Origin of the sequence: Streptomyces sp. NPDC050508, from assembly GCF_040655155.1 — a bacterium.
Lineage (GTDB): Bacteria > Actinomycetota > Actinomycetes > Streptomycetales > Streptomycetaceae > Streptomyces.
Genome location: NZ_JBFAJJ010000022.1, coordinates 78,001 through 100,290 on the forward strand (window position 1 = coordinate 78,001; position 22,290 = coordinate 100,290).

The following is a 22,290-nucleotide window of genomic DNA, read 5'->3' on the forward strand; positions in this document are numbered from 1 at the left end:
GTCAGCCTCCTTGGACGGCGGTGAGGACCTCGACGCGGTCTCCCTCGGAGAGGGACGTCGACGGCCACTCCGCGCGCGGGACGACGGTTTCGTTGAGGGCGGCGGCCACGCCGGAGGGCGACGGGGTCAGGGTCCGCACGAGGGTGTCGAGAGCCGTGCCGGGAGCGATCTCCTGGGGCTCTCCGTTGACGGAGACGTTCATACGGGCTGCTCCAGGAGTGCTCCGGCGCCGAATCGCCTCGGTGTGAACGGGCGTGCCTCGTCCGGGAGTTCACCGGTGGTCAGCGCGTGTGCCAGGGCGTCGCCGGTGACCGGGGTGAGCAGCACGCCGTTGCGGTAGTGCCCGGTGGCCAGCAGCAGTCCCGGAAGTTCGGTCGGGCCGAGCAGCGGCGCGTTGTCGGGGGAGCCGGGGCGCAGTCCGGCCCGGGTCTCGGTGAGCGGCAGTTCGGTGATGCCGGGGACCAGCTCGTGGGCGTCGCGCAGCAGTTCGTAGACACCGCCGGCTGTCACGGTTGTGTCCCAGCCCAGTTCTTCGCTGGTCGCGCCGACGACCAGTTCGCCGTTCTCGCGCGGCACCAGGTACACGTGGCTGCCGCGCACCACGGCCCGCACGGTGCGGCTCAGGAACGGCGCGTAGCGCTCCGGCACGGTCAGCCGCAGCACCTGCCCCTTCACCGGCCGTACGGGTGGCAGGACGTCGTCAGGGACCCCCTTCAGCCGCCCGCTGAGGCTGCCGCCGGCGAGGACCACCTGGCCCGCGCCCAGTGCCTCGCCCGCGCCCAGTGCCTCGCCCTCGCGCGTGACGACCCCCGTGGCGCGGTCCCGCTCGACCGTGAGCCGCTCGGCCCACGTCCGGTGGAAGACGACCCCGGCGCGCTCGCAGGCGGCCACCAGCGCGCCCGCCAGCCGCCGCGGGTCGACCTGGTGGTCGCCGTCGACCCTGAGCCCCCCGCGCACGCCCGGCGCGAGCATCGGCTCCAGGCGTCGGCACTCGCGCCCGGACAGCCACTCGGAGTCCAGGCCCGACCGGTGCTGCAGGGCATGCAGTTCGCGCAGATGGGCGCGGTCGTCGGCATCCAGGGCGACAGCGAGCGTGCCGCAGCGGCGGTAGCCGAGGTCGAGGCCGGTGAGGTCGGTCAGCTCGGCCGCGAAGTCCGGGTAGCGCTGCGCCGACGCGAGGTTCAGGGCGAGCAGGGTCTGCTCGCCGTAGTGGAGTTCGGTGACGGCGGCCAGCATCCCGGCGGCCACCTGGGCGGCCCCGCCGCCCGGCTCGGGGTCCACTACGGCCGTGGCGAACCCGCGTTGAGCCGCGCGCCAGGCCGTGACCAGGCCGATGATCCCGCCCCCGACGACGAGGACGTCTGAGCTACGTGTAGGCATGGGCGTCCAGCCCCTCCCTTCGCCGGCATGACCCGGATCAGGTTCGTACGGTCGGAGGCCGCCAGCCTCCCTCTCAGCCCGGTCGTCCGGACTCCCGCGAGTGCTTTACCTCGGCCACCCTAGCCCGTGCCGTATGTGTCGGTAAGGGAGCCTCCGCGAGACCTGGGCCGAGTCCGCGGGCGGCGACGTCGCGACACGGCGGCGGGACGAGCGGTGTGGAACAGGTCACCTGACGCGCCCGCTGACTGACAAATTGTCAGGTGTCTATGGTGATCGAGTGAGTGAGCAGACGCGGGAACAGGGCACGACAGCAGGGCGGCGCGTGGTCGTCGTCGGCGCGGGCATGGCCGGGGTGCAGACCGCGGTCGCCCTCCGGGAACAGGGCTTCACCGGCACCGTCACCCTGATCGGCGCCGAACCCCATCAGCCGTACGACCGGCCCCCGCTGTCCAAGGCCGTCCTGCTCGGCAAGGCCGAGGGCTCCGCCTTCGACGTCGACTTCGAGGCGCTCGGCATCGAAGTGCAGCTGGGGCGCGAGGTGTTGGGCCTGCGCCCCGCCGACCACGAACTGGACACGGCTGAAGGGCCGGTGCCTTACGACGTCCTCGTCCTCGCCACCGGTGCCGAACCGATCCGGCTGCCGGGCGCCGACGGCATCCCCGGCGTGCATCTGCTCCGCACCCTGGACGACGCCGAGCGGCTGCGGCCCGTGCTCGCCCGGCAGCACGACATCGTGGTCGTCGGCGCGGGCTGGATCGGCGCCGAGTTCGCCACGGCCGCGCGCGAGGCGGGCTGCGCGGTGACCGTCGTAGAAGCCGCCGACCGGCCGCTGGCGGGCGCGCTGCCCGCCGAGGTGGCCGCGCCGATGGCCGCCTGGTACGCCGACGCCGGAGCCTCGCTGCGGACGCACGCACGCGTGGAGCGCATCGAACCCGGCACGGTGGTCCTCGACGACGGCTCACGGCTGCCCGCCGGCGCCGTGGTGGTCGGCATCGGCGCCCGCCCCGCCACCGCCTGGCTGACGGGCTCCGGCATCGAACTGGGCGCACACCGCGAGGTCCTGGCCGACGACGGGCTGCGCACCTCGGTACCGGACGTGTACGCGGTCGGCGACTGCGCCTCCTTCCCTTCGGGAAGGTACGGCGAGCGACTTCTCGTCCACCACTGGGACAACGCCCTCCAGGGCCCGCGCACGGTCGCCGCGAACATCGTCGGGGAGACCCCGGCGGTCTACGACCCGGTGCCGTACTTCTGGTCCGAGCAGTTCGGCCGGTTCGTCCAGTACGCCGGCCACCACGCGTCCGCCGACACCACCCTGTGGCGCGGCGACCCGTCCGCCCCGGCGTGGAGCGTCTGCTGGCTGCGCGGGGACCGTCTGGTGGCCCTCCTGGCGGTCGGCCGCCCCCGTGACCTGGCCCAGGGCCGCCGTCTGATCGAGTCGGCGACCCCGGTGAATCCCGAGCTGCTGGCGGACGCTTCTCTCCCGATGAAGGCGGCTATCGCCTAGTTCGTCCCCCCGGGTCGGACCGGCCCGACTTCCGACTGTCAGTCCGGGATGGCACGCTGTTTACGTGACCGAGATTGACGCAAAGACCGAAGCTCTCGTCCCCGCCTGGCTCACGCTGCCCGACATCGCAGAGATGCTCGATATCGAGGTGACGCGCGTGCGGCAGCTGGTCAAGGACGGCCAAGTCATCGCCGTACGCCGTGGTGAGAACCGCGCGCTGCACGTCCCCGCCGCCTTCATCGACGGGGCCGAGCAGAAGGTCGTCAAGGGCCTCACCGGGACCTTGACGCTCCTGCGGGACGACGGCTTCTCCGACGAAGAGATGCTCGAATGGCTCTTCACCCCCGACCCGAGCCTGCCCGGCACCCCCGCGCAGGCGCTGAGTGAGAATCGCGGCACGGAGGTGAAGCGCCGCGCCCAGGCGCTCGCCGTCTGACCCGGACGACCGACCGGTGTACGGGCCGCGGGGACCTGCTCGAAGAGGCCCTGCCCGCGGCCCGTACGCGACACCACCACGCAACGACAACGGGGGACACCCGCATGCCCGACACCGCCGCAGCCGCCACCCGCGCGGAACTCGCCGACGCCCGGGTCTACCTCTGCACGGACGCCCGCCGGCGCCAGGGCGACCTCGCGGAGTTCCTGGACGCGGTCCTGGCCGGCGGGGTCGACATCGTGCAGCTGCGCGACAAGGGCATGGAGGCCGCCGAGGAGCTGGAGCACCTCCAGGTCTTCGCCGAAGCCTGCGCCCGGCACGGCAGGCTCCTCGCGGTCAACGACCGCGCGGACGTCGCCCACGCCGCCCGCGCCGACGTACTGCACCTGGGCCAGGGCGACCTCCCGGTGCCCGCGGCCCGCGCGATCCTCGGCGAGGACGTCCTGACCGGCCGCTCCACCCACGCCGAGCAGGAGGCCGCCGCAGCCGCCGTCCAGGAGGGCGTGGACTACTTCTGCACGGGCCCGTGCTGGCCGACCCCCACCAAGCCCGGCCGCCACGCCCCCGGCCTCGACCTCGTCCGGTACACGGCCGCCCTGGGCACCGACCGCCCCTGGTTCGCCATCGGCGGCATCGACCTCGGCAACCTCGACGAGGTGCTCGAAGCGGGCGCCCGCCGGGTCGTCGTCGTACGGGCGATCACGGAGGCAGACGACCCCGGCGCGGCGGCGGCGGAGTTCGCGAAGCGGCTCCGGCAGCTCTGACGGCTGTCCATATGGTCGCGCTGGTGTCCGGTGGGTGGACAACAGGGCGACAAATCAGGCAAATTTCCGGTTCCGGTTGGGTGACCGCCGCCCCCTGACTAACCTGCGGGTATGGCCTTCGGAACCGCATCCACCAGGACTGATCGCGCACGAACTGTGCGCGACATGCTCGCGACCGGCAAGAGGACGTACTCGTTCGAGTTCTCCGCGCCGAAGACCCCCAAGGGCGAGCGGAACCTGTGGAGCGCGTTGCGGAGGGTCGAGGCCGTCGCCCCCGACTTCGTCTCCGTGACCTACGGCGCCGGCGGCTCGACCCGCGCGGGCACCGTCAAGGAGACCGAGCAGATCGTCGCCGACACCACGCTCACCCCGGTCGCCCACCTGACCGCGGTCAACCACTCCGTCGCCGAACTGCGCAACATCATCGGCCAGTACGCCGACGCCGGGATCCGCAACATCCTCGCCGTGCGCGGCGACCCGCCAGGCGACCCCATGGCCGACTGGGTGGCGCACCCGCAGGGGCTGACGTACGCGGCCGAACTGGTCCGGCTCATCAAGGAGTCGGGCGACTTCTGCGTCGGTGTCGCCGCCTTCCCGGAGCTGCACCCGCGCTCCCCGGACTGGGACACGGACGTCGCGCACTTCGTCGACAAGTGCCGGGCCGGCGCCGACTACGCGATCACCCAGATGTTCTTCCAGCCGGAGTCGTATCTTCGGCTGCGCGACCGCGTCGAGGCCGCGGGCTGCGGCACCCCGGTCATCCCCGAGGTCATGCCGGTGACCAGCGTCCGGATGCTGGAGCGGTTGCCGCAGCTCAGCAACGCCGCCATCCCGGAGGGTTTGAAAGAGCGAATCCTCACAGCCAAAGACGATCCCGCGGCTGTACGCTCGATCGGGATCGAGTTCGCCACGGAGTTCTGTGCCCGGCTGCTGGCCGAGGGAGTGCCAGGACTGCACTTCATTACGCTCAACAACTCCACGGCGACGCTGGAAATCTACGAGAACCTGGGCCTGCACCACCCACCGCGGGCCTAGACCGGCCGCCCGGACATACGACACACTGCGTAGCGGCCACTGGGAGAGGGGCGTACATGGGCTGGACGGTCCTCTACATCGCGTTCGGCATCGTCGCACTGTGGTTGCTCGGTGAGGTGTTGCTGCAGTACAAGGCAAGGCTGCGCTGGCGGCTGCTCGCCTTCGTGGGCTTCCTGGGCGTCGTGCTCGGGGTGCTGATGGCTTCGGTCGTCGTGATCGGCCTGGGTGCCGTGGCCTTCGCCGTCGGCCAGACCTACGTCACCCTGTCGTTCCGCAGCGGCTTCGACGCCGGCTGGGCGGTCTCCGGGCGACCGGGCGCGGGCGGCAGCAAGCGCCGCGGCGGCGAACCGGACGAGCAGGATCCGGGCCTTGAGGCCTCCGGTCTCGACACGGGCGGCGGCTTCCAGGAGTACGGCCAGAACAAGGCCGCCTACGGCCGGGACGACGACTACGACCGCGACGACGTCTTCACCCCGAACCGCCCCGTCGACCCGACGGCCGCCGAGACCACCTCGGTCTACGAGCCGCAGCCCCTGCCCGACGACACCGGCTCCTACGGCGTCTACAACACCGCCGCGTACGCGAACGCCACCGACCCCGAGTACACGGGCACGGACCAGGCGTACGCCACCGCGGGCCAGACCCAGGACCAGGCCTACGCGGCTGCGGCCCAGGCTGGCGACCAGAACTACAACTACGACGGCTACTCGGGCTACGACCAGCAGCAGTACGGCTACGACACGACCGGCCAGCAGCAGTACGCGGCCTACTCCGACCCGTACATCGGCACGCAGACCTACGGCGGCGCCACGTACGACACGGGCTACGACGGCCAGCAGCAGTATCCCCAGCAGGGCTACACACAGGACCAGTACGGCAACGGCGGCTATGTCGCCGAGACCCCGGCCGGCGGCGTGTGGGTCCCGCAGCAGCGCAACGACGAGACCTACGGCGGCGAACTCCCGGCGGAGCAGCAGTACCCCTACCAGGGCGACGGCCAGCAACAGCCGCAGCAGCAGCCGCAGTCGGGCGCCGGCTACGACGAGCAGTACCGTTTCTGAAGCCTACTGAGACCCTCTGAACTGCGGCCCCTCCACGATCAGTCCAGCGACCAGCGCCCCCGACATGCCGGCGTGCGGGAGACCGCCGCCGGGGTGGGACCAGCCGCCGACCCGGTAGAGCCCGGGCAGGCGTGTGGTGTTCGCCGGATGCAGGAAACGGCCCTGCCCGGCGGCGAGCGACGGAGCGGGCACGGCGCCGAAGCGAGCGCCGGTCTCGCTCACCGTGTCCTCGGGTCCGCGCACCTCGTGCCACAACAGGCGCTCCCGCAGCCCCGGAACGGCCCGTCCGGCGGCTTCGAGCAGGAAGTCCGTGTACCGCCGGACCGTCCTCTCGTCCTCCCAGCCGGCCTCGCTCGACAGCACGGCGGACACCACCGCGGACTCGTGCGCGCTGTCCGGCCGGAGCGGGGGGTCGTCGGGGCGCAGCACCGTCACCGTGGGACAGCGGGGCTCGTCGCCGCCGGGGGAGGCCAGGAAGTCCAACTCGGCCTCGCGGTCCGGCGCGTGGACGACCGTCCGATGCACGGCTCCGTCCTCGCGCGGGCCGCGCAGGGCCAGCAGGAGCGTGAACCGCACCGGCCGGGGTGAGTCCGGGTCGGCCCGCACATCACCGTCCTCGTCCAGCGGACGCTCCGTCAGGGTCCGCAGCCGCGCCGGGTCCACATCGGCGACGACATGGTCCGCGTCGACCACCTGACCGTCGGCCAGCTCGATCCCCGCCGCCCGCCCGTCCTTCTCCAGCACCCGGGTGACCTCGGCCCCGAAGACGAACTCGACCCGCCTCGCCAGACACCGCTCGTACACCGCGCGCGCCAACTCCCGCATACCGCCCCGCACATACCAGGTACCGAAGGCATGCTCCATGTACGGCAGCACGGCCGCGCTCGCCGGAGCGGACCGGGGGTGCAGGCCGTACGCGAGAGCGTGGCTCTCCAAGAGGGCCGTCAGACGGTCGTCACGCAGCTCCCAGGCGCCGATCTCGGCGAGGGTGCTCGCCCTGCGCGTGCGCAGCAGCTTCTTGTGCGGGACCGCCGGATACGGCTCCTGCTCGGCCAGCACCGACCAGTTGGGCCACAACGGCTCCTCCAGGAGGGGCCTGCGGGTACGGTCCCAGGCCTCGCGGGCCCGGATCAGGAAGTCGCCCCAGCGCTGTCCCGCGCCGCCGCCCAGAGCCTCGTCCAGGGCCGTGACGACGCCCGCGCGGGAGGCGTTCGGCAACGACACCGCCGTGCCGTCCGCGAAGACGTGCCGGGACGACGGGTCGACCTGGACCAGCTCGACCAGGTCCTCCAGCGGCTCCTTGCCGGTCTTGACGAACAGGTCGCGGTAGACCGCGGGCACGGCCAGCAGCCCGGGGCCGGTGTCGAAGGAGAACCCGTCCCGCTCGAAGCGGCGCACCGCACCGCCGTACGTCTCCGTACGCTCGTAGACCGCCACCCGGTGGCCCGCGACGGCCAGCCGGGCAGCGGCCGCCATCGCGCCCATGCCGGCGCCGATCACCGCAATCCGTGCCATGCCTGCGACTTTATCGGCCGCCACTGACAGTCCCGGCCGCGGGCGGTCACCAGGGATCTTGGTCCGGTGGCCGTCCGGGAGGATGTCCCACCTGCGCGGCGAGCTGCTTCTCCTCCCGGCGCTGGGCCCGGCGGCGCAGGAAGCGCCGGATCCGCGAGATCAGGAAGAACAGGACCGTGAGCCCGGCCACCAGCAGCACGGCCGCGATGATCGCCGCTGCCTGGGGATGGAACATCGCGAACGACACGATCCCGCCGACCCCGAGATCCTCCGCGAAACTCATGATCACGTTGCTGAACGGCTCGGGCGAGGTGTTGATCGCCATCCGCGTCCCGGCCTTGACGGTATGGCTGGCCAGCGCCGACGAACCGCCGATCAGTCCCGCCACCACATCGTTCATCGAACCGCTGTGACCGGCGAGCACCGCCCCGACCCACGCCCCTGCGGCCGGCCGGATCACCGTGTGCACGGAGTCCCACACGGAGTCGACGTAGGGGATCTTGTCGGCGACCGCCTCGCACAGGAACAGCACGCCCGCTGTGACGAGGACCTCAGGGCGTTGCAGCGACTCGGGGACCGCGTCGGTCACTCCGGTCGCGCCGAAGATCCCGAGCAGCAGCACCACCGCGTAGGCGTTGATGCCGCTGGCCCAGCCGCTGGTGAAGACCAGGGGGAGTACGGACACGGAGGCGATAGTAACCACTCGGCAACATGGCGTCCTGGGCCTGAGTGCGTACGGCTGAGTATCCGTACCTAGGGAGTGAGATGAGTACGCGCGCGGATGGGGTGCGACCTGCGCGAACGAGAGAGTGGAGACACGGAAAGGGGCGCGGCTCCGGAACCGCCGACACGGGGCGGCGGAACGGGGCCCGCGCCCTTGGCCGCTCCTTCCGCCGAACCTTCGGCGGAAGCGAGGCACGGGGGAACCCGGGGGACTGACCGACGGGGGTTCCAACGGGGGGAACGTACGGGGGAAGCACAAGGAAGCGCCGGTTCGAGGCGGCCCGCGGGGGACGCGGCCACAACGGACCGGCGCTTCTGTGTGTGCGCTCAGTTGCCCCCGCTCACCCGCCCCTGGAGCAGCCGGGACAGCGCCGAGTGGACGTCGTCCAGGGAGCGCTCCGGCTGGAACGACTGCCAGTCCAGGGCGGCCACCAGGACCATCCCGACCAGCGCGGCGGCGGTCAGCCGGACATCGATCTCAGGGCTGAACTCGCCGCCCGCCACGCCCGCGTGCAGCACGTCCTCGATGGCGGCGTTCACCTGCTGCCGCACCACCATGAGCGTGGGCTGCCAGGCGCGGTTGGTGCGCCACAGCTCGGCCACGTAGAGCTGCGTGAAGGACGGGTAGCGGGCGATGAAGCCGAGGCCCGCGCGGATCATCGCGTCCAGGGCGTCCACCTTGCTGCCGCCGTCCCGGGCCGTCTGCTCGGCCGCCTCCCGGAGCGAGGCGGTGAGAAGGCCCACGCCGTGCCGCAGCAGCTCCTCGAAGAGGACGGACTTGCTCGCGAAGTTGTAGTAGACGGTGCCTTTCGCGACCCCGGCACGCTCGGCGATCTCGTCCACCGTGGTGGCCGAGAAGCCCTGTTCGGCGATGAGTGTGACGGCCGCCTCGTAGAGCTTCTGCCGGGTGGCCTCGCGGCGCGTGCTGCCGCCCGACGGGGTGTTGCTGCTTTCCATGGGCCTGATTGTCACAGGCCCGGTTCCTGCCGCGGGCACGGGTGCCGAGGTCCTGGGCCGGGTCACAGGCTCAGCTCCGGGTGCAGCCGGTCCAGCGTCCACACCTGGCGGTGGCGCGCGGACAGCGCGGTCAGCGCGAGCGCGCCCGCGGTGAAGGCGACGAGCACCACGCACGCGTGCCACACGGGTCCCAGGCCACCGCCCGTGATGAGCCTCCGTAGGGCCTCGACGATGTAACTCATCGGCAGGAAGGGATGGATCGCGTTGAAGAAGCCCGGGCTGGTCTGCACCGGATAGGTGCCGCCCGCCGACGTCAACTGGAGCATCAGCAGGGCGAGTACGAGGATCCGGCCCGCCGCCCCGAAGCGTGCGTTCAGCCACTGCACGATGGCCGCGAAGCACGCCGTCACCAGGAACAGGAAGCCGATCGTGCCGGCCGTGTGTGCCATCTCCAGGCCGATCGCCCAGTGCAGTACGGCCATCAGGGCCACGGTCTGGAGCACCCCGACCGCCACCACGGGCAGCCAGCCCGCGAGCGCGATCCGCCAGGCCGAGGCGCCGGCGGCGAGCGCGCGTCGGTTCATGGGCGCGATCAGCATGTACGCCACCATCGCGCCCACCCACAGGGAGAGCGGGATGAAGTACGGGGCGAATCCGGTGCCGTAGTTGGGCGCCTTGTGCAGGTCCTGGGTGGCCAGTTGGACCGGGTCGGCCATGACGCCGGTGCGCTGGTCGCGGTCCTGCTTGTCGTAGTCCGGGATCTGCGCGGCGCCGTCGTGCAGACCGCCGGCGAGCTTCCCGGAGCCGTCGACGAGCTTGTACAGGCCGCCGTTGAGGTCCACGGCACCCGTCCTGAGCCTGCCGACACCGGTGTCCAGGTCGGCGGCACCGGTCTTGGCCGTGCCGAGCCCGGTGTGCAGGGTCCTGGCGCCCGCGGCGACCTTCGAGGCTCCGTCGTTCAACCTGTTGACCTTGGCCACCGCGTCGTCGAGGTCCTCGGAGAGGTGCGGGGCGCGGTCGGCGAGCGCCTGGGCCTGCGTCTGGAGCGTGGCGAGGTTGGCGTCGAGCTTCTTCAGGTCGCCGTTCTGGTCGGCGACCAGGCTGTTCACGTCGTCGGCGACCTTCGCCACATCGGAGGCGGCCGTAGCGGCCTTCTTCAGGTCGGGACAGGCGTCATCCTTCAGGACGACGCTTTCGCAGCGCGCCCTGTAGACCTCGGCCAGGGTGTCCGAGGCCGCGTGCGCGCCCTTGGCGGCGACCGGAGCGGTCTTCGCGAGGGTGCCCAGGTTGGCGCGGATGGTCTTGGCCGAGTCGGCGACCAACTGAGCCGTGTCCCCGATGGTCTTCTCGTTGTCCTTGAGGAAGGGGCCCACTTTGTCGGCGACCCCGTTGACCGTGTCGGCGAGGGTCTGCGTCCCCGCCGCGACCTGCCGCGAGCCGTCCGCCAGGTCGCCCGCGCCCGTGTCGAGCTTCTTCAGGCCCTTGGAGAGCTTGCCGCTGCCCTTCTTGGCGTCCTTCAGGCCGTCGGCGAGATCCTTGGAGCCCTCCTCGGCGGTACCGATGCCGCCCTTGAGCTGGTCGGTGCCGTCAGCCGCCTTCACGGTCTGGCCGTGGATGTCGGAGAACGAGACGAAGATCCGGTCCAGGAAGGTCCGCGAGGCCTTGGTGGACGCGGCCGACCGCACCTCGCTGAACACCGTCCGGGAGATCTGCCCGACGATGTAGTTGTTCGCGTCGTTCGTCCGCACCTGGAGCGCGCCCGTCTCCGGGGAGTCGCCCGCACTGGAGGTGACACGCCTGCTGAAGTCGGCGGGCATGGTCAGCGACAGGTAGTACGTGCCGTCCTCGACGCCCTTCCGCGCGGTGGCCGCACTCACCTCGTGCCACTCGAACGTCCCGCTGGCGCGCAGCCCTTCGGTGATGTCGTCGCCCGCGGTGACCTTCTTCCCGTCGGCACTCGCCCCCTTGTCGTCGTTGACGAGCGCCACGGGGATGCGGTCCAGGCGGCCGTACGGGTCCCAGAAGGACCACAGGTACAGGGCGCCGTACAGCAGCGGCAGCAGCAGGAGGGCGACGAGCGCGGCGCGCGGCAGCTTCCCCCTGCCGAAGCGCCTGAGCTCAAGCGCGGCCAGTCGTGGCGCGTGCATCGGCCTTCTCCGTCCCCTCGGTGGACACTGCCACGACTGTCGTTCCGGCTTCGGCGAGCGACCTCAACAGGTCCCAGATCTCGGCCCGTTCGGCATCCGAGAGCTTGAGATCGACGTCGTCCACACCGAGCAGCGCCGGCCGCCCGACGAGCGCCAGCGCGATGGACAGCCGCACCTCCTGCGGCCGTTCCAGATCCCGTACGGCGGTCCGCGAGCCCTTGGGCAGCGCCTCGCGGTCGAGCCCGGCGGAGGTCAGAGCCCGCTCGATCCGCAGCCCCGCCTCGACGGCCCGCTCGGCACGCGGACGGAGCAGTCCACGTACGGAGTCCCCGAACCGCCGTTGCAGCAGCGCCCGTTCGCGCAGATGCTCGCCCACGGTCAGCGCCGGATCGAGGTCGGTGACCCCGGCGACATTGGCCAGCGCGCTGACCCGCCGTACGGCCGCCGACTGCTTCGGCAGCGTGAACTCGCCCACGGTGGCGGTCCCTTCGGACGCCTTCATCCGTCCGGTGAGCGCGAGCAGCAGGCTCGTACGCCCGGACCCGGACGGCCCCTCCACGGCGATCAGAGACCCGGGCCCGGCGTCCAGGGAGATCCCCCGGAACGCCCAGCCGCGCGGCCCCCTGAGCCCGAAGTCCTCGGCCGTGACACCGACCCCACCCACGGTTCCCCGCCCCCTGCCCGCAAAGCGAACTCTTTGAACTGACTGGTCAGTGCAAAAACTAACGCGAACCTTCGATCGAAGCAAAAGCGCAGGTCAGAACGGATTGTCAGTGCCATACCTCACGATGGGCACATACGGCACTACCTGACTGGGCGTGCCGTCACACGACGACAGGAGGTTCGTCATGGCCCACCCGTCCGCAGCCGCCGCCCGTCGGCGCCGCGCCGCCGGCCCTGCCCCCTCACTGACCGGCCCGGCGAGCGACGTACACCCCGTGCTCCGCCGGGCCACGGCCCCGCCCGCCGCCCTCGACCTCCTGGCCCAGGCCCGTGCGGGACTGGACGAGGCAGCCGTCCTCGAAACGTCGAACGAGCGCTACGCCACAGCCCACTTGGCCGCCCTGCGCACCGCCGCCGCGGTACTCGCCGCGCGGGTCCAGCCGGAGCCCACGGCCCGGCGTCGCGGCCGTATCCGCAGCGCCTGGGAAGTGCTCCCCGAGATCGCGCCCGAACTCACCGAGTGGAGCGCCCTGTTCGCCTCCGGAGCCCGGCGCCGCGCGCGGGCCGAGGCGGGCATCCAGGGCGCGGCGACCCGCCGGGACGCCGACGACCTCATACGCGACGTGGCGATGTTCCTGCGCCTCGTCGAGCGCATGCTGGTCCTCCAGCCGGTCCTGCCCCAGCCACGCCAGGACCCGGAGCGGCCGGGGGACCGCGCCGGGTGAGTGGCGCCCGGGCGAAGCGCCCCGAAGGGGCGCGGGGCTGTATCGATATGCGGCTCCGCCGCGTGGCCGCGACCAGCCCCCACCGGCCGGCAGGTTCATCACCGCTCTACCAGCGGAGCGCTCAGGTACGGCACCGGAGGCAATAGGGTGGAGGGCGCCTGAAGCCTTCCCTCCACCCATGCCGGGACCGGGGAGGCAGCCCGTTCGCTCCGCCGTGCACAGGCGGTGCCGCGCCGAGGAGTCAACTGCCGTGTCGGACCCGAGCCGCCCCCGCGCCTCCCTCCGTACCGCCGTGGTCTGGGACGTCCTTCAGGACGCCCTCGACCGCCGGGTCAAGGCCACGGGTCGGGACGTGCTGGACGTCCTCGACACCGGAGGCGGCAGCGGCAACTTCGCGGTGCCCGTCGCCCGCCTCGGTCACCGCGTCACCGTCGTCGACCCCAGCCCGAACGCGCTGTTCGCGCTGGAGCGCCGCGCCGCCGAGGCCGGTGTCGCCGACCGCGTGCAGGGCGTCCAGGGTGACGCCCACGGCCTCTTCGACGTGGTCGAGCGCGGCGGCTACGACGCGGTGCTGTGCCACGGCGTCCTGGAGTACGTGGACGACCCCGCCGAGGGCGTCCGCACCGTGGTGGCCGCCCTGCGCCCCGAGGGCGTCCTCAGCCTGCTCGCCGCCGGGCTCGGCGGCGCCGTGCTCGCGCGCGCCCTCGCCGGCCACTTCACGGAGGCCCGCCAGGCCCTCGGCGACCCGAACGGCCGCTGGGGCGCCGCCGACCCCGTCCCGCACCGTTTCACCGCCGAACAGCTCACCGCGTTCGTCCGGGGCGCGGGCCTCGACGTGGGCGCCGTGCACGGGGTGCGGGTCTTCGCCGACCTGGTGCCCGGAGTGCTCGTGGACACCGAGCCCGGCGCCCTGGACGCGCTGCTGAAGCTGGAGGCCGCGGCGGCCGAGCTCCCGGCGTACCACTCCGTGGCCACGCAGCTTCATGTGCTCGGCGAGACTCGGGGTGCGGTCGAGGCGTGAGTGGCCTCCCGTGCCGGACCCCTGATCAGGGGCTCGACAGCACATGGAGTACGCCACAGGCCCCCCGATCGGGGGCCCGGCGCCGTATGATCGAGGGAGACCGCCCGGCATGACGGGACGGCCGCTGGGGAATGGAAGCTTCAGCGAGCCGGAACGGCCATGGCGGATTCCGGTTGGTCAATTGGCGTAGAGGGGCGGGTTTCACGGGGGCGATTCCCTGCCTATCCTGAAGGGACCCCCCGGGTCGCCCCGGCGACTGCACGATGAGGAGGACTCCGTGCCGCTCTCGGAGCACGAGCAGCGAATGCTCGAGCAGATGGAGCGAGCGCTGTACGCCGAAGATCCCAAGTTCGCGACAGCGCTTGAGGGAAGCGGGCTGCGCACGTACACCCGGCGACGGGTCTACCAGGCGGTGGCCGGCTTCCTCGTAGGTATTGCGCTCCTCATGGCAGGAATGGTCGCACAGCAGATTTGGGTCAGCGTGGTGGGATTCCTCGTCATGCTGGGCTGTGCGGTACTCGCCGTGACCGGCTGGCGCAAGGCCCCCAAGCCTGGCGAACAGCCCGCCGCAGGCGCTCCGCACGCCCGCCGTCAGGGACGGCAGCGGCGCTCGGTGATGGATCGTATCGAGCAGCGCTGGCAGCGCCGCCGCGACGAGCAACAGGGCCAGTAGCAGCGGCCGGCTTCTCCAGACGCGAGGCGCTCCTCAAGACATGAGTGAGGGGGTGACCACCGAACCGGTGGTCACCCCCTCACTCATGCCCTGCTCGCGCTGGGCCCTGAACCCTCAGCCTTGCTGCCCGGACGGCTTCCGCAGCGTCGGCCGGAGCGCTGCCGCCCGCGTCGCCACGGACGTCCGCCAGGCCGACAGCGCCCACACCACCCGGACGGTCGAGCGCGGGGCGACCAGTGCGCGCAGCCGCGTGCTGCGGCCGGCCGTGTCCTGGAAGCCGACGACCACCTGTCGGACGTCCTTCGCGAGCCCCGCCGTCAGCTGTGGCCGGGGCGCGTAGAGGACCTGCTCCACGGCGTCCGCCACGCGGTGCACCGCGGCGGCGGCCTGCGGGTCGAGACGGCCGAGCCTGACGATCCGGGCGGCGGCCTTGCGTGGGGTCTGCGACTCGTCGGGGGAGATCCCGAAGTCCCAGGCCGTATCGGTCAGTTCCTCCCAGACAGCCAGCGTGTGGACCGCCGCGTCCGCTTCCGTACGACCGTGCGCTCCCAGCCGTACGGAGCGCATCCGGGTCCGCCACAGCATCGGCGAGAACGGGATCGTCAGCAGCAGGAGCGCGCCCAGCCCCAGCGCCGACATCCGCAGGTACCACCACGGGCCCCTGCCGTCGTCGCCCGCCGCGAGGGCGGGGGCCTGGCTCGTGCAGCCGTCCAGCTTCCGCAGCTGGGCGGTGCAGCTCTCGCTCGCCGAGGGGGCGGTGGAGGGCGCCAGGCTCGTCGAGGTCGAGGGCCGGGCCGGGTCCGGGATGTCGCTGCCGGGCGTGGTCGACTGGGTGTACGACGGCACCGAGCCCCGGTTGGGGGTCGGCTCGAAGCGGGTCCAGCCGATGCCCTCGAAGTACAGCTCGGGCCAGGCGTGTGCGTCCTTCAGGCCCACCGAAACCGAGGAGTCCGCCTCCGGGGTGCCCGGTGCGAAGCCCACCGCGACCCGGGCCGGAATGCCCAGGGTGCGGGCCATCGCCGCCATCGCGAAGGAGAAGTGGACACAGAAGCCCTGCTTGTCCTTCAGGAACTTCGCGATGGCGTTGCGGCCGGTGCCGACGTCGACCTGGGTGTCGTACTGGAAGCCGCCGGTCACCGCGAAGTAGTCCTGGAGCTTGACCGCCTCCTCGTAGTGACTGGTCGAGCCCGCGGTGACCTGGCGGGCGGTCTCGGCCACCACCGCGGGCAGCGACTTCGGCACCTTGGTGTACTGCTTCTTCAGGGCGGCCGGCGGCTCCGGTGCCGTGGCCAGTTGCTCCGCGGTCGGCTGCACATCCAGGCTGTCGACCGTGTAGCTCACCCCGCGCGTGTTCTGGCCGTGGTCGCCCACGACCGTCATGCCCACGGGCTCATAACGCCAACTGCCGTCCACGTTCACCCCGCTGGGCGGGTACGGCATCGGCAGCCAGTCCTGGGCGTACCAGCCCGCGGCCGAGATCCGGGTCTGGATCACCGAGCGCTTGACGCCGGCGCCGAGGCCGGTCGGGGTGGGGAACTTGTCCGGTACGCCGACGATGTGCCGCTGCGACGGCTTCCACGTGGTGCCGTCGAAGTCGTCCAGGGACACGATCCGCAGATACAGGTCCGAGATGTCGTTCGTGCTGGTGCGCAGGGACAGGACCTGGCGGTTCTCGTTCACGTTCAGGCTGTCCCGCAGGGAGACCAGCGGGTTCACCGCGGAGATCGTGCCGCCGCCTCCGGTGCCCGCGCCCACGCCCGTCCCGGCGGCGTCCAGCAGACCGCCCGAGATCGTGGGCAGCGGCAGCAGGGCGATGGCCAGCGCGACGGCGCCGATCCGCCGCCCGGTGCGGACCGGGGCGAGCGGCCCGGAGGAGTCCGAGCCCGGGGTGGTGCGGGGCGCCCCGCCGAAGACCCGGCCCCACTGGGCGAGCCGGTCCCGGCCCTCGGCCAGGAGCAGCATCAGATAGCCCGCGGCGGCGAGCAGGAACCACAGCCAGTCGACGCTGCTGTCGGACAGCCCGGCGGCGACCGAGTACAGCGCGAGCAGCGGCAGGCCGGCCGGGGCCGCGCTGCGGTAGGTGACCGCGAGCGTGTCCACCGCGAGGCCGATCACCAGGACACCGCCGATGATCATCAGCCGGATGCCGTCGTGCAGCGGTGCCGGGATCGCGTACCGGGAGACGTCGTCGGAGCCCTGTTGCAGCAGGTCGGCGAAGTGCTGGAAGGCCTGCGGACCCGGGACGATCCCGGCGAGGGCCTGCTCGCGGGCGAAGACCAGGGTCAGCATCAGCAGCGTGACCAGGGCCTGCGCCGCGACGGTCAGCGGCCGGGCCAGCGGGACCCGCCGGGTCGCCGCGCCCACCCCGGTCTGGATCGCCAGCAGAAAGGCGGCCTGGAAGATCCAGATCGCCGGGGTGACCAGCGGCATCAAGGCGGTGGCCGCCAACAACGTGGCCACCCAGGCGCATACCGCCAGTCGTGCCCGCCCGCTCATGCCCATCCCTCCCCGAGGCCGGCCGCGGTGATGCCGTTCCGCTCCCGGTCGGCCTGCTGCCACAGCTCGGTCAGGGACGCGCCGCGCGGCACGCCCACGGCGGTCCAGCCCGCGTCGCGGAGCATCCGCAGCCGCTCGTCCTGCTGGTCCCCGGCACCGGGGACGTCGGTCGTCTCACGCACCCAGCCGTCACTGTCCAGCACGAACGCGAGGGCACCTCCGCTGCGCTGGCGCATCCGCGCGACCACCGCCGCCTGTTCCTCGTCGAGGTCGCCGAAGAAGGCCACCAGCAGCCCTTCGTTCCCGCTGCGCAGGACGTCGTAGGCCCGGGACAGGCCCGAGCCGTCCGAGTGGTCGATCACCGCGAGGGTGTCCATCATCAGCCCGGCCGCGTCCGCCGACTCCTGGCTCGCGCCCGCGAACCCGTCGGCGTCCTGGCCGGGCACCGAGTTGCCGGTGTCGCTCAACAGCCTTACGGAGAAGCCCCGTTCGAGCATGTGCACCAGGACGGAGGCGGCGCCCGACACGGCCCACTCGAAGGCCGAGTCCGGACCCTGGCCCGCGAAGGCGATGCCCCGGGTGTCGAGCAGCACCGTGCAGCGGGCGCGCTGCGGCTGCTCCTCGCGGCGCACCATCAGCTCGCCGTAGCGCGCGGTGGAGCGCCAGTGCACGCGGCGCAGGTCGTCGCCGTAGCGGTAGCCGCGCGGGATCACGTCGTCCTCGCCCGCCAGGGCCAGCGAGCGGTTCCGTCCGTCGCCGTAGCCCTTGGCCTCGCCGCTGAGGCGGACCGGGGGGAGGGCCTCCACGCGCGGGATGACCGTCAGGGTGTCGAAGGTCGAGAAGGAGCGGGTCAGTTCGCACATCCCGAAGGGGTCCGTCAGACGGAGCTGCAGCGGGCCCAGGGGGTAGCGGCCGCGCAGGTCCGAGCGGACCCGGTAGGACACCTCGCGCCGGCCGCCCGCCTCGACCCGGTCCAGGACGAACCGGGGACGCGGACCGAGCACGTACGGCACCCGGTCCTGGAGCATCAGCAATCCCGTGGGCAGCCGCGAGACGTTGTCCATCCGCAGATGGACCCGGGCCTCGCTGCCGGCCGGCACGCGCGCGGGGGAGAGCCGGCGGCTGCCGGCGACCCGGTAGCGGGTGCGGTAGAGCACGGTCGCGCAGACCAGGGGCAGCACGGCCAGCAGCAGCCCGACCCGGAGCAGATCGCCCTGCCCCAGGACGTACGCGCAGACGGCCGCCGCGATACCGGCCGCCAGGAACGAGCGACCGCGGGTGGTCAGCCCCGCCAGGGCCGTACGGACACCGCCCTTCTCGTCCCGCTCGGGCTCCGGGTCGCCCGGCCCCCCGACGGCCATCACAGCCTCCGGGGCGGCTGCTCGCCGTAGGACGGCGCACCGCGGCCCATGCCGAAGCTGCTCTGCTGCGGGGGCGCCGCGGGCACGGGGATGCGCTGGAGGATCTCCTGGACGACCTGCTCCGCCGTACGACGGTTCAGCTGGGCCTGCGCGGTCGGCAGCAGGCGGTGCGCCAGGACCGCGACCGCGAGGGCCTGGATGTCGTCCGGCAGCGCGTACTCACGGCCGCTCAGGGCGGCGGAGGCCTTCGCCGCGCGCAGCAGGTGCAGCGTCGCGCGCGGGGAGGCGCCGAGTCTGAGGTCGGGGTGGTTGCGCGTGGCGGAGACCAGCTCCACCGCGTACCTGCGCACCGGGTCGGCGACATGGACGCCGCGGACCGCCTCGACCAGCTTGACGATGTCGTGCGCATGGGCCACCGGCTGCAGATCGTCCAGCGGGCTCACCCCGCCGTGGATGTCCAGCATCTGCAACTCGGCCTCCGCGCTGGGATAGCCGATGGAGACCCGGGCCATGAAGCGGTCGCGCTGGGCCTCGGGCAGCGGATAGGTGCCCTCCATCTCGACCGGGTTCTGCGTGGCGACCACCATGAAGGGGCTGGGCAGCTCGTAGGTCTGGCCGTCGATGGTGACCTGACGCTCCTCCATGGACTCCAGGAGCGCGGACTGGGTCTTCGGCGAGGCGCGGTTGATCTCGTCGCCGATCACGATCTGCGCGAAGATGGCGCCCGGTTTGAACTCGAAGTCCCGCTGCTGCTGGTCCCAGATGGACACCCCGGTGATGTCCGAGGGCAGCAGGTCGGGCGTGAACTGGATTCGCCGCACCGAACAGTCGATCGACCGTGCCAGCGCCTTGGCCAGCATTGTCTTGCCCACACCCGGAACGTCCTCGATCAGAAGATGTCCCTCGGCGAGCAGCACGGTCAGCGAAAGCCGTACGACCTCGGGCTTGCCCTCGATCACTCCTTCCACCGAACTGCGGACTCGCTCCACAGTGGCGGTCAGATCTGTAAGGCTCGCTCGATCGTCATAGGTCGTCACCCGGCCCTCCTCGGCCCGTTCTTTCCATGGGCCGGCGCACGCACTGCGGACCGGCCCACCCCGAAACACGGACGGCACGCGGGAATAGTTCCGCGTGACGCCACACCCGCATTCTTGTTGCCGTTACCGGTTCGTGTCACTCGCCTGTGGACAACTGCCTTCGCTTTGTCGGGTCTTACGACCTTTTGGGCGGTCCCAGCGGCGAACTTTTCGAAGTTTCGGGGCGGGCGGGCGCGTCAGGCGGGGTCGATCTCGCGCAGCAGACCCGTCTTCACGTCGAAGACGAAGCCGCGCACATCATCAGTGTGCAGCAGGAACGGCGAGGTGCGCACACGCTGCATGGACTGCCGTACGTCCTGTTCGACGTCCCGGAAGGCCTCCACCGCCCAGGCGGGGCGCTGGCCGACCTCCATCTCCAGGTCGTGCCGGAACTCCTCGGTGAGGGACTCCAGACCGCAGCCGGTGTGGTGGATGAGCACGACACTGCGGGTGCCGAGCGCCCGCTGGCTGATGGTGAGGGAACGGATCACGTCGTCGGTGACCACACCGCCCGCGTTGCGGATCGTGTGGCAGTCGCCCAGCTCCAGGCCGAGCGCGTCGTGCAGGTCGAGACGGGCGTCCATGCAGGCCACCACGGCCACCTGCAGGACGGGATGGGCGTCCATCCCGGGATCGGTGAAGGCGGCGGCGTACTGCGCGTTGGCCTCGACGAGGCGGTCCGTCACAGTCCCGCCGTCGGCTATGGCGCCTTCGGACTCTGTGGGTACGGATGCGGAGGTCGTCATACCTATGACGGTACTGGTCACCGGCGGTGCGGTCTTGGTGCGGGATGGGAAAAAGAGCGTCATTGCGTCCTCTTGTGAGGTAACCCACACGGGTGGCGGGGGTGCACCCGTCCGGGTGATTCTTCCCGTTTTGAGGCTTCGCACGCACCCGGGCCCGCGACGCGCAGGCCGGTTGATTGACCGCGAGACAGCGTGGACTAAAGTTGCGCGAAGCGGGAGGCGAGGCTCTCCCTGCTGGACTTTTCCCGGAGACCCCGGCGACTTTCCGGATTCTCCCCACGTGCGCGGCGCGTACGTACGGCTCGGCCTCCTCCCGCTCCCGGTCGGCTGACGCTTCCGGCGCCGGCAGGCCTCCCCTTCTTGAGCGGGCGGGGACCCGGCGGTGCGTACAGCCCCGTGCCGGACCTGAGAGGGCCCCTTGAGCCAGAGTCGACACGTCCCGGTGATGCTCCAGCGGTGCCTGGACCTGTTGGCACCCGCCCTGGAGCGGCCGGGCGCGGTGGTCGTCGACTGCACGCTCGGCCTCGGCGGGCACAGCGAGGCCCTGCTGACCCGGTTCCCCGAGGTTCACCTCGTCGCCCTGGACCGCGACAAGGAGGCCCTGCGCCTCTCCGGCGAGCGCCTCGCCCCCTTCGGGGACAGGGCCACCCTCGTGCACGCGGTCTACGACGAGTTGCCCGACGTACTGGAGCGGCTCGGCCTCGCGCGCGTGGAGGGCGTCCTGTTCGACCTCGGTGTCTCGTCGATGCAACTCGACGAGGCCGACCGGGGCTTCGCCTACGCCCAGGACGCCCCCCTCGACATGCGCATGGACCAGACGACCGGCATCAGTGCCGCCGAGGTCCTCAACACCTACGCGCCCGGCGAACTCGTCCGCATCCTGCGGGCGTACGGCGAGGAGAAGCAGGCCAAGCGGATCGTGTCCGCGGTCGTACGCGAGCGCGACAAGGAGCCGTTCAGCAACAGCGCGCGGCTCGTCGAGCTGATCCGTGACTCGCTGCCGCAGGCCGCCAAGCGCACCGGCGGCAACCCGGCCAAGCGCACCTTCCAGGCGCTGCGCATCGAGGTCAACGGCGAACTCTCCGTCCTGGAGAGTGCGATCCCCGCCGCCGTGAAGACCCTTGCCGTGGGCGGCCGGATCGCCGTTCTGTCGTACCACTCGCTCGAAGACCGCCTGGTCAAGCAGGTGTTCGCGGCCGGTGCCGCCAACACCGCGCCTCCTGGGCTGCCTGTCGTGCCCGAGCAGTACCAGCCCCGGCTCAAGCTCCTGACGCGCGGTGCCGAACTTCCCACCGAGGAAGAGGTCGCCGAGAACCGACGAGCGGCACCCGCGCGGTTGCGGGGGGCCGAGCGCATCAGGGAGGACATCGGGTGAGTACGTACCAAGTCGGTGCGGGGCGTGGGGTGCGGGGTGCGTGAGTGAGTAGGAAACCCGAACTGAGGGGCAGGGCCGCGCGACTCGCGCGGCTCTTCCCGACCGGGCCCGCGCAGGCGGGCGGGACGCAGGCGGCCCGGACCCCGTTCGTCCTCCTTGTCGTGCTTCTCCTCGGGGGCGGCCTGATCGGACTGCTCGTGCTGAACTCCGCGCTCAGCGAAGGGCAGTTCAAGCTGGACGACCTCCAGAAGCAGACGAAGAGCCTCACCGACGAGGAGCAGGCCCTCCAGCGGGACGTCGACGCCTACTCCGCCCCCGACGCCCTCCAGCGCCGCGCCCACGAGCTGGGCATGGTGCCCGGCGGGGACCCCGCCTTCCTCGACCCGAACGGCACCGTGAAGGGTGTCCCGGAGCAGGCCGCCGCCAAGACCGTGAGCACACCGGCGGTCCTCGCACCCGAAGCACTCGTCAGCAGGCCGAGCCCGAGCCCCAGCCCCACGGCCGTCGCACCCGCACAGGCTCCGGCGGCCGGCTCCGCTGCAACCGCCCGGCCCGTACAGCCCGTCCAGTCCTCGACGGCCCAGACCGCCACAGCCCAGTCCTCCACCCCGACAACCCCCGGCAGGTGA

The 22,290-nt window shown here is 71.9% G+C and carries 21 protein-coding genes and 1 riboswitch; of the genes, 10 read left to right on the forward strand and 11 right to left on the reverse strand.

Annotation, left to right across the window (positions count from 1 at the left end; genetic code table 11):
- Nucleotide 1: 1 nt before the first annotated feature.
- Entirely contained in the window at nt 2–202 is a 201-nt protein-coding gene (gene thiS, locus AB0I69_RS41550; RefSeq protein ID WP_363100978.1) for a sulfur carrier protein ThiS, read from the reverse strand.
- On the reverse strand, nt 199–1,380 hold the full coding sequence (gene thiO / locus AB0I69_RS41555; protein ID WP_363100979.1) for a glycine oxidase ThiO: 1,182 nt from the start codon (nt 1,378–1,380) through the stop codon (nt 199–201). Before thiO ends, thiS begins: the two co-directional genes overlap by 4 nt.
- Nucleotides 1,378–1,488, reverse strand: a riboswitch (TPP riboswitch). (Overlaps the previous gene by 3 nt.)
- Nucleotides 1,489–1,657: 169 nt before the next feature.
- Here thiO and AB0I69_RS41560 point away from each other — a divergent pair.
- The 5 genes from AB0I69_RS41560 (at nt 1,658) to AB0I69_RS41580 (ending at nt 6,183) form a co-directional block, all read left to right on the forward strand.
- Nucleotides 1,658–2,887, forward strand: coding sequence for an FAD-dependent oxidoreductase (locus AB0I69_RS41560; RefSeq protein ID WP_363100980.1), 1,230 nt, complete (start codon nt 1,658–1,660; stop codon nt 2,885–2,887).
- Between the two features lie 64 nt (nt 2,888–2,951).
- On the forward strand, nt 2,952–3,323 hold the full coding sequence (locus AB0I69_RS41565) for an Rv2175c family DNA-binding protein (protein WP_363100981.1): 372 nt from the start codon (nt 2,952–2,954) through the stop codon (nt 3,321–3,323).
- Between the two features lie 104 nt (nt 3,324–3,427).
- The gene (gene thiE, locus AB0I69_RS41570) at nt 3,428–4,087 is read left to right on the forward strand and encodes a thiamine phosphate synthase (protein ID WP_363100982.1); all 660 of its coding nucleotides are present in this window, start codon (nt 3,428–3,430) and stop codon (nt 4,085–4,087) included.
- Between the two features lie 111 nt (nt 4,088–4,198).
- A complete protein-coding gene (gene metF, locus AB0I69_RS41575) occupies nt 4,199–5,122 on the forward strand; it encodes a methylenetetrahydrofolate reductase [NAD(P)H] (RefSeq protein WP_363100983.1) in 924 nt (307 codons plus the stop codon).
- Nucleotides 5,123–5,178: 56 nt separating this feature from the next.
- Complete coding sequence (locus tag AB0I69_RS41580) at nt 5,179–6,183, forward strand: hypothetical protein (protein WP_363100984.1); 1,005 nt, start codon at nt 5,179–5,181, stop codon at nt 6,181–6,183.
- A gap of 3 nt (nt 6,184–6,186) precedes the next feature.
- Here AB0I69_RS41580 and AB0I69_RS41585 read toward each other — a convergent pair whose 3' ends face one another.
- From AB0I69_RS41585 to AB0I69_RS41605, 5 genes are all read right to left on the reverse strand, one after another.
- The gene (locus AB0I69_RS41585; protein ID WP_363100985.1) at nt 6,187–7,698 is read right to left on the reverse strand and encodes an NAD(P)/FAD-dependent oxidoreductase; all 1,512 of its coding nucleotides are present in this window, start codon (nt 7,696–7,698) and stop codon (nt 6,187–6,189) included.
- Between the two features lie 46 nt (nt 7,699–7,744).
- Entirely contained in the window at nt 7,745–8,383 is a 639-nt protein-coding gene (locus AB0I69_RS41590) for a DUF4126 domain-containing protein (RefSeq protein WP_363100986.1), read from the reverse strand.
- Nucleotides 8,384–8,748: 365 nt separating this feature from the next.
- Nucleotides 8,749–9,378 carry a TetR/AcrR family transcriptional regulator gene (locus AB0I69_RS41595; protein WP_363100987.1) on the reverse strand — a complete coding sequence of 210 codons (630 nt, stop codon included), beginning with the start codon at nt 9,376–9,378 and terminating at the stop codon, nt 8,749–8,751.
- 62 nt (nt 9,379–9,440) lie between these two features.
- Nucleotides 9,441–11,525, reverse strand: coding sequence for a YhgE/Pip domain-containing protein (locus tag AB0I69_RS41600; RefSeq protein ID WP_363100988.1), 2,085 nt, complete (start codon nt 11,523–11,525; stop codon nt 9,441–9,443).
- A complete protein-coding gene (locus AB0I69_RS41605; protein WP_363100989.1) occupies nt 11,497–12,189 on the reverse strand; it encodes an ATP-binding cassette domain-containing protein in 693 nt (230 codons plus the stop codon). The genes AB0I69_RS41600 and AB0I69_RS41605 overlap by 29 nt, the downstream gene beginning before the upstream one ends.
- A 184-nt stretch (nt 12,190–12,373) precedes the next feature.
- Here AB0I69_RS41605 and AB0I69_RS41610 point away from each other — a divergent pair, with 184 nt between their 5' ends.
- The 3 genes from AB0I69_RS41610 (at nt 12,374) to AB0I69_RS41620 (ending at nt 14,607) form a co-directional block, all read left to right on the forward strand.
- Nucleotides 12,374–12,913, forward strand: coding sequence for an SAV_6107 family HEPN domain-containing protein (locus tag AB0I69_RS41610; protein WP_019062337.1), 540 nt, complete (start codon nt 12,374–12,376; stop codon nt 12,911–12,913).
- 250 nt (nt 12,914–13,163) lie between these two features.
- Complete coding sequence (locus tag AB0I69_RS41615) at nt 13,164–13,934, forward strand: methyltransferase (RefSeq protein ID WP_363100990.1); 771 nt, start codon at nt 13,164–13,166, stop codon at nt 13,932–13,934.
- A 277-nt stretch (nt 13,935–14,211) separates the two neighbouring features.
- Complete coding sequence (locus AB0I69_RS41620) at nt 14,212–14,607, forward strand: DUF3040 domain-containing protein (protein WP_355922421.1); 396 nt, start codon at nt 14,212–14,214, stop codon at nt 14,605–14,607.
- Between the two features lie 114 nt (nt 14,608–14,721).
- Here AB0I69_RS41620 and AB0I69_RS41625 read toward each other — a convergent pair whose 3' ends face one another.
- From AB0I69_RS41625 to AB0I69_RS41640, 4 genes are all read right to left on the reverse strand, one after another.
- Nucleotides 14,722–17,103, reverse strand: coding sequence for a DUF3488 and transglutaminase-like domain-containing protein (locus AB0I69_RS41625; protein WP_363100991.1), 2,382 nt, complete (start codon nt 17,101–17,103; stop codon nt 14,722–14,724).
- A complete protein-coding gene (locus AB0I69_RS41630; RefSeq protein ID WP_363100992.1) occupies nt 17,100–18,464 on the reverse strand; it encodes a DUF58 domain-containing protein in 1,365 nt (454 codons plus the stop codon). Before AB0I69_RS41630 ends, AB0I69_RS41625 begins: the two co-directional genes overlap by 4 nt.
- Complete coding sequence (locus AB0I69_RS41635; RefSeq protein ID WP_363100993.1) at nt 18,464–19,501, reverse strand: MoxR family ATPase; 1,038 nt, start codon at nt 19,499–19,501, stop codon at nt 18,464–18,466. Before AB0I69_RS41635 ends, AB0I69_RS41630 begins: the two co-directional genes overlap by 1 nt.
- 236 nt (nt 19,502–19,737) lie before the next feature.
- Nucleotides 19,738–20,286 carry a carbonic anhydrase gene (locus tag AB0I69_RS41640; RefSeq protein ID WP_363100994.1) on the reverse strand — a complete coding sequence of 183 codons (549 nt, stop codon included), beginning with the start codon at nt 20,284–20,286 and terminating at the stop codon, nt 19,738–19,740.
- A 418-nt stretch (nt 20,287–20,704) separates the two neighbouring features.
- On the opposite strand from AB0I69_RS41640, the gene rsmH reads away from it, so the two are divergent.
- A complete protein-coding gene (gene rsmH / locus AB0I69_RS41645; protein WP_363100995.1) occupies nt 20,705–21,661 on the forward strand; it encodes a 16S rRNA (cytosine(1402)-N(4))-methyltransferase RsmH in 957 nt (318 codons plus the stop codon).
- Nucleotides 21,662–21,705: 44 nt separating this feature from the next.
- A complete protein-coding gene (locus AB0I69_RS41650) occupies nt 21,706–22,290 on the forward strand; it encodes a septum formation initiator family protein (RefSeq protein ID WP_363100996.1) in 585 nt (194 codons plus the stop codon).

Coding starts and splice junctions, on each gene's coding strand:
- thiS (WP_363100978.1), bottom strand. CDS start 202: ATGAACGTCTCCGTCAACGGAGAGCCCCAGGAGATCGCTCCCGGCACG.
- thiO (WP_363100979.1), bottom strand. CDS start 1,380: ATGCCTACACGTAGCTCAGACGTCCTCGTCGTCGGGGGCGGGATCATC.
- thiE (WP_363100982.1), top strand. CDS start 3,428: ATGCCCGACACCGCCGCAGCCGCCACCCGCGCGGAACTCGCCGACGCC.
- metF (WP_363100983.1), top strand. CDS start 4,199: ATGGCCTTCGGAACCGCATCCACCAGGACTGATCGCGCACGAACTGTG.
- AB0I69_RS41580 (WP_363100984.1), top strand. CDS start 5,179: ATGGGCTGGACGGTCCTCTACATCGCGTTCGGCATCGTCGCACTGTGG.
- AB0I69_RS41585 (WP_363100985.1), bottom strand. CDS start 7,698: ATGGCACGGATTGCGGTGATCGGCGCCGGCATGGGCGCGATGGCGGCC.
- AB0I69_RS41595 (WP_363100987.1), bottom strand. CDS start 9,378: ATGGAAAGCAGCAACACCCCGTCGGGCGGCAGCACGCGCCGCGAGGCC.
- AB0I69_RS41600 (WP_363100988.1), bottom strand. CDS start 11,525: ATGCACGCGCCACGACTGGCCGCGCTTGAGCTCAGGCGCTTCGGCAGG.
- AB0I69_RS41610 (WP_019062337.1), top strand. CDS start 12,374: ATGGCCCACCCGTCCGCAGCCGCCGCCCGTCGGCGCCGCGCCGCCGGC.
- AB0I69_RS41625 (WP_363100991.1), bottom strand. CDS start 17,103: ATGAGCGGGCGGGCACGACTGGCGGTATGCGCCTGGGTGGCCACGTTG.
- AB0I69_RS41630 (WP_363100992.1), bottom strand. CDS start 18,464: ATGGCCGTCGGGGGGCCGGGCGACCCGGAGCCCGAGCGGGACGAGAAG.
- AB0I69_RS41640 (WP_363100994.1), bottom strand. CDS start 20,286: ATGACGACCTCCGCATCCGTACCCACAGAGTCCGAAGGCGCCATAGCC.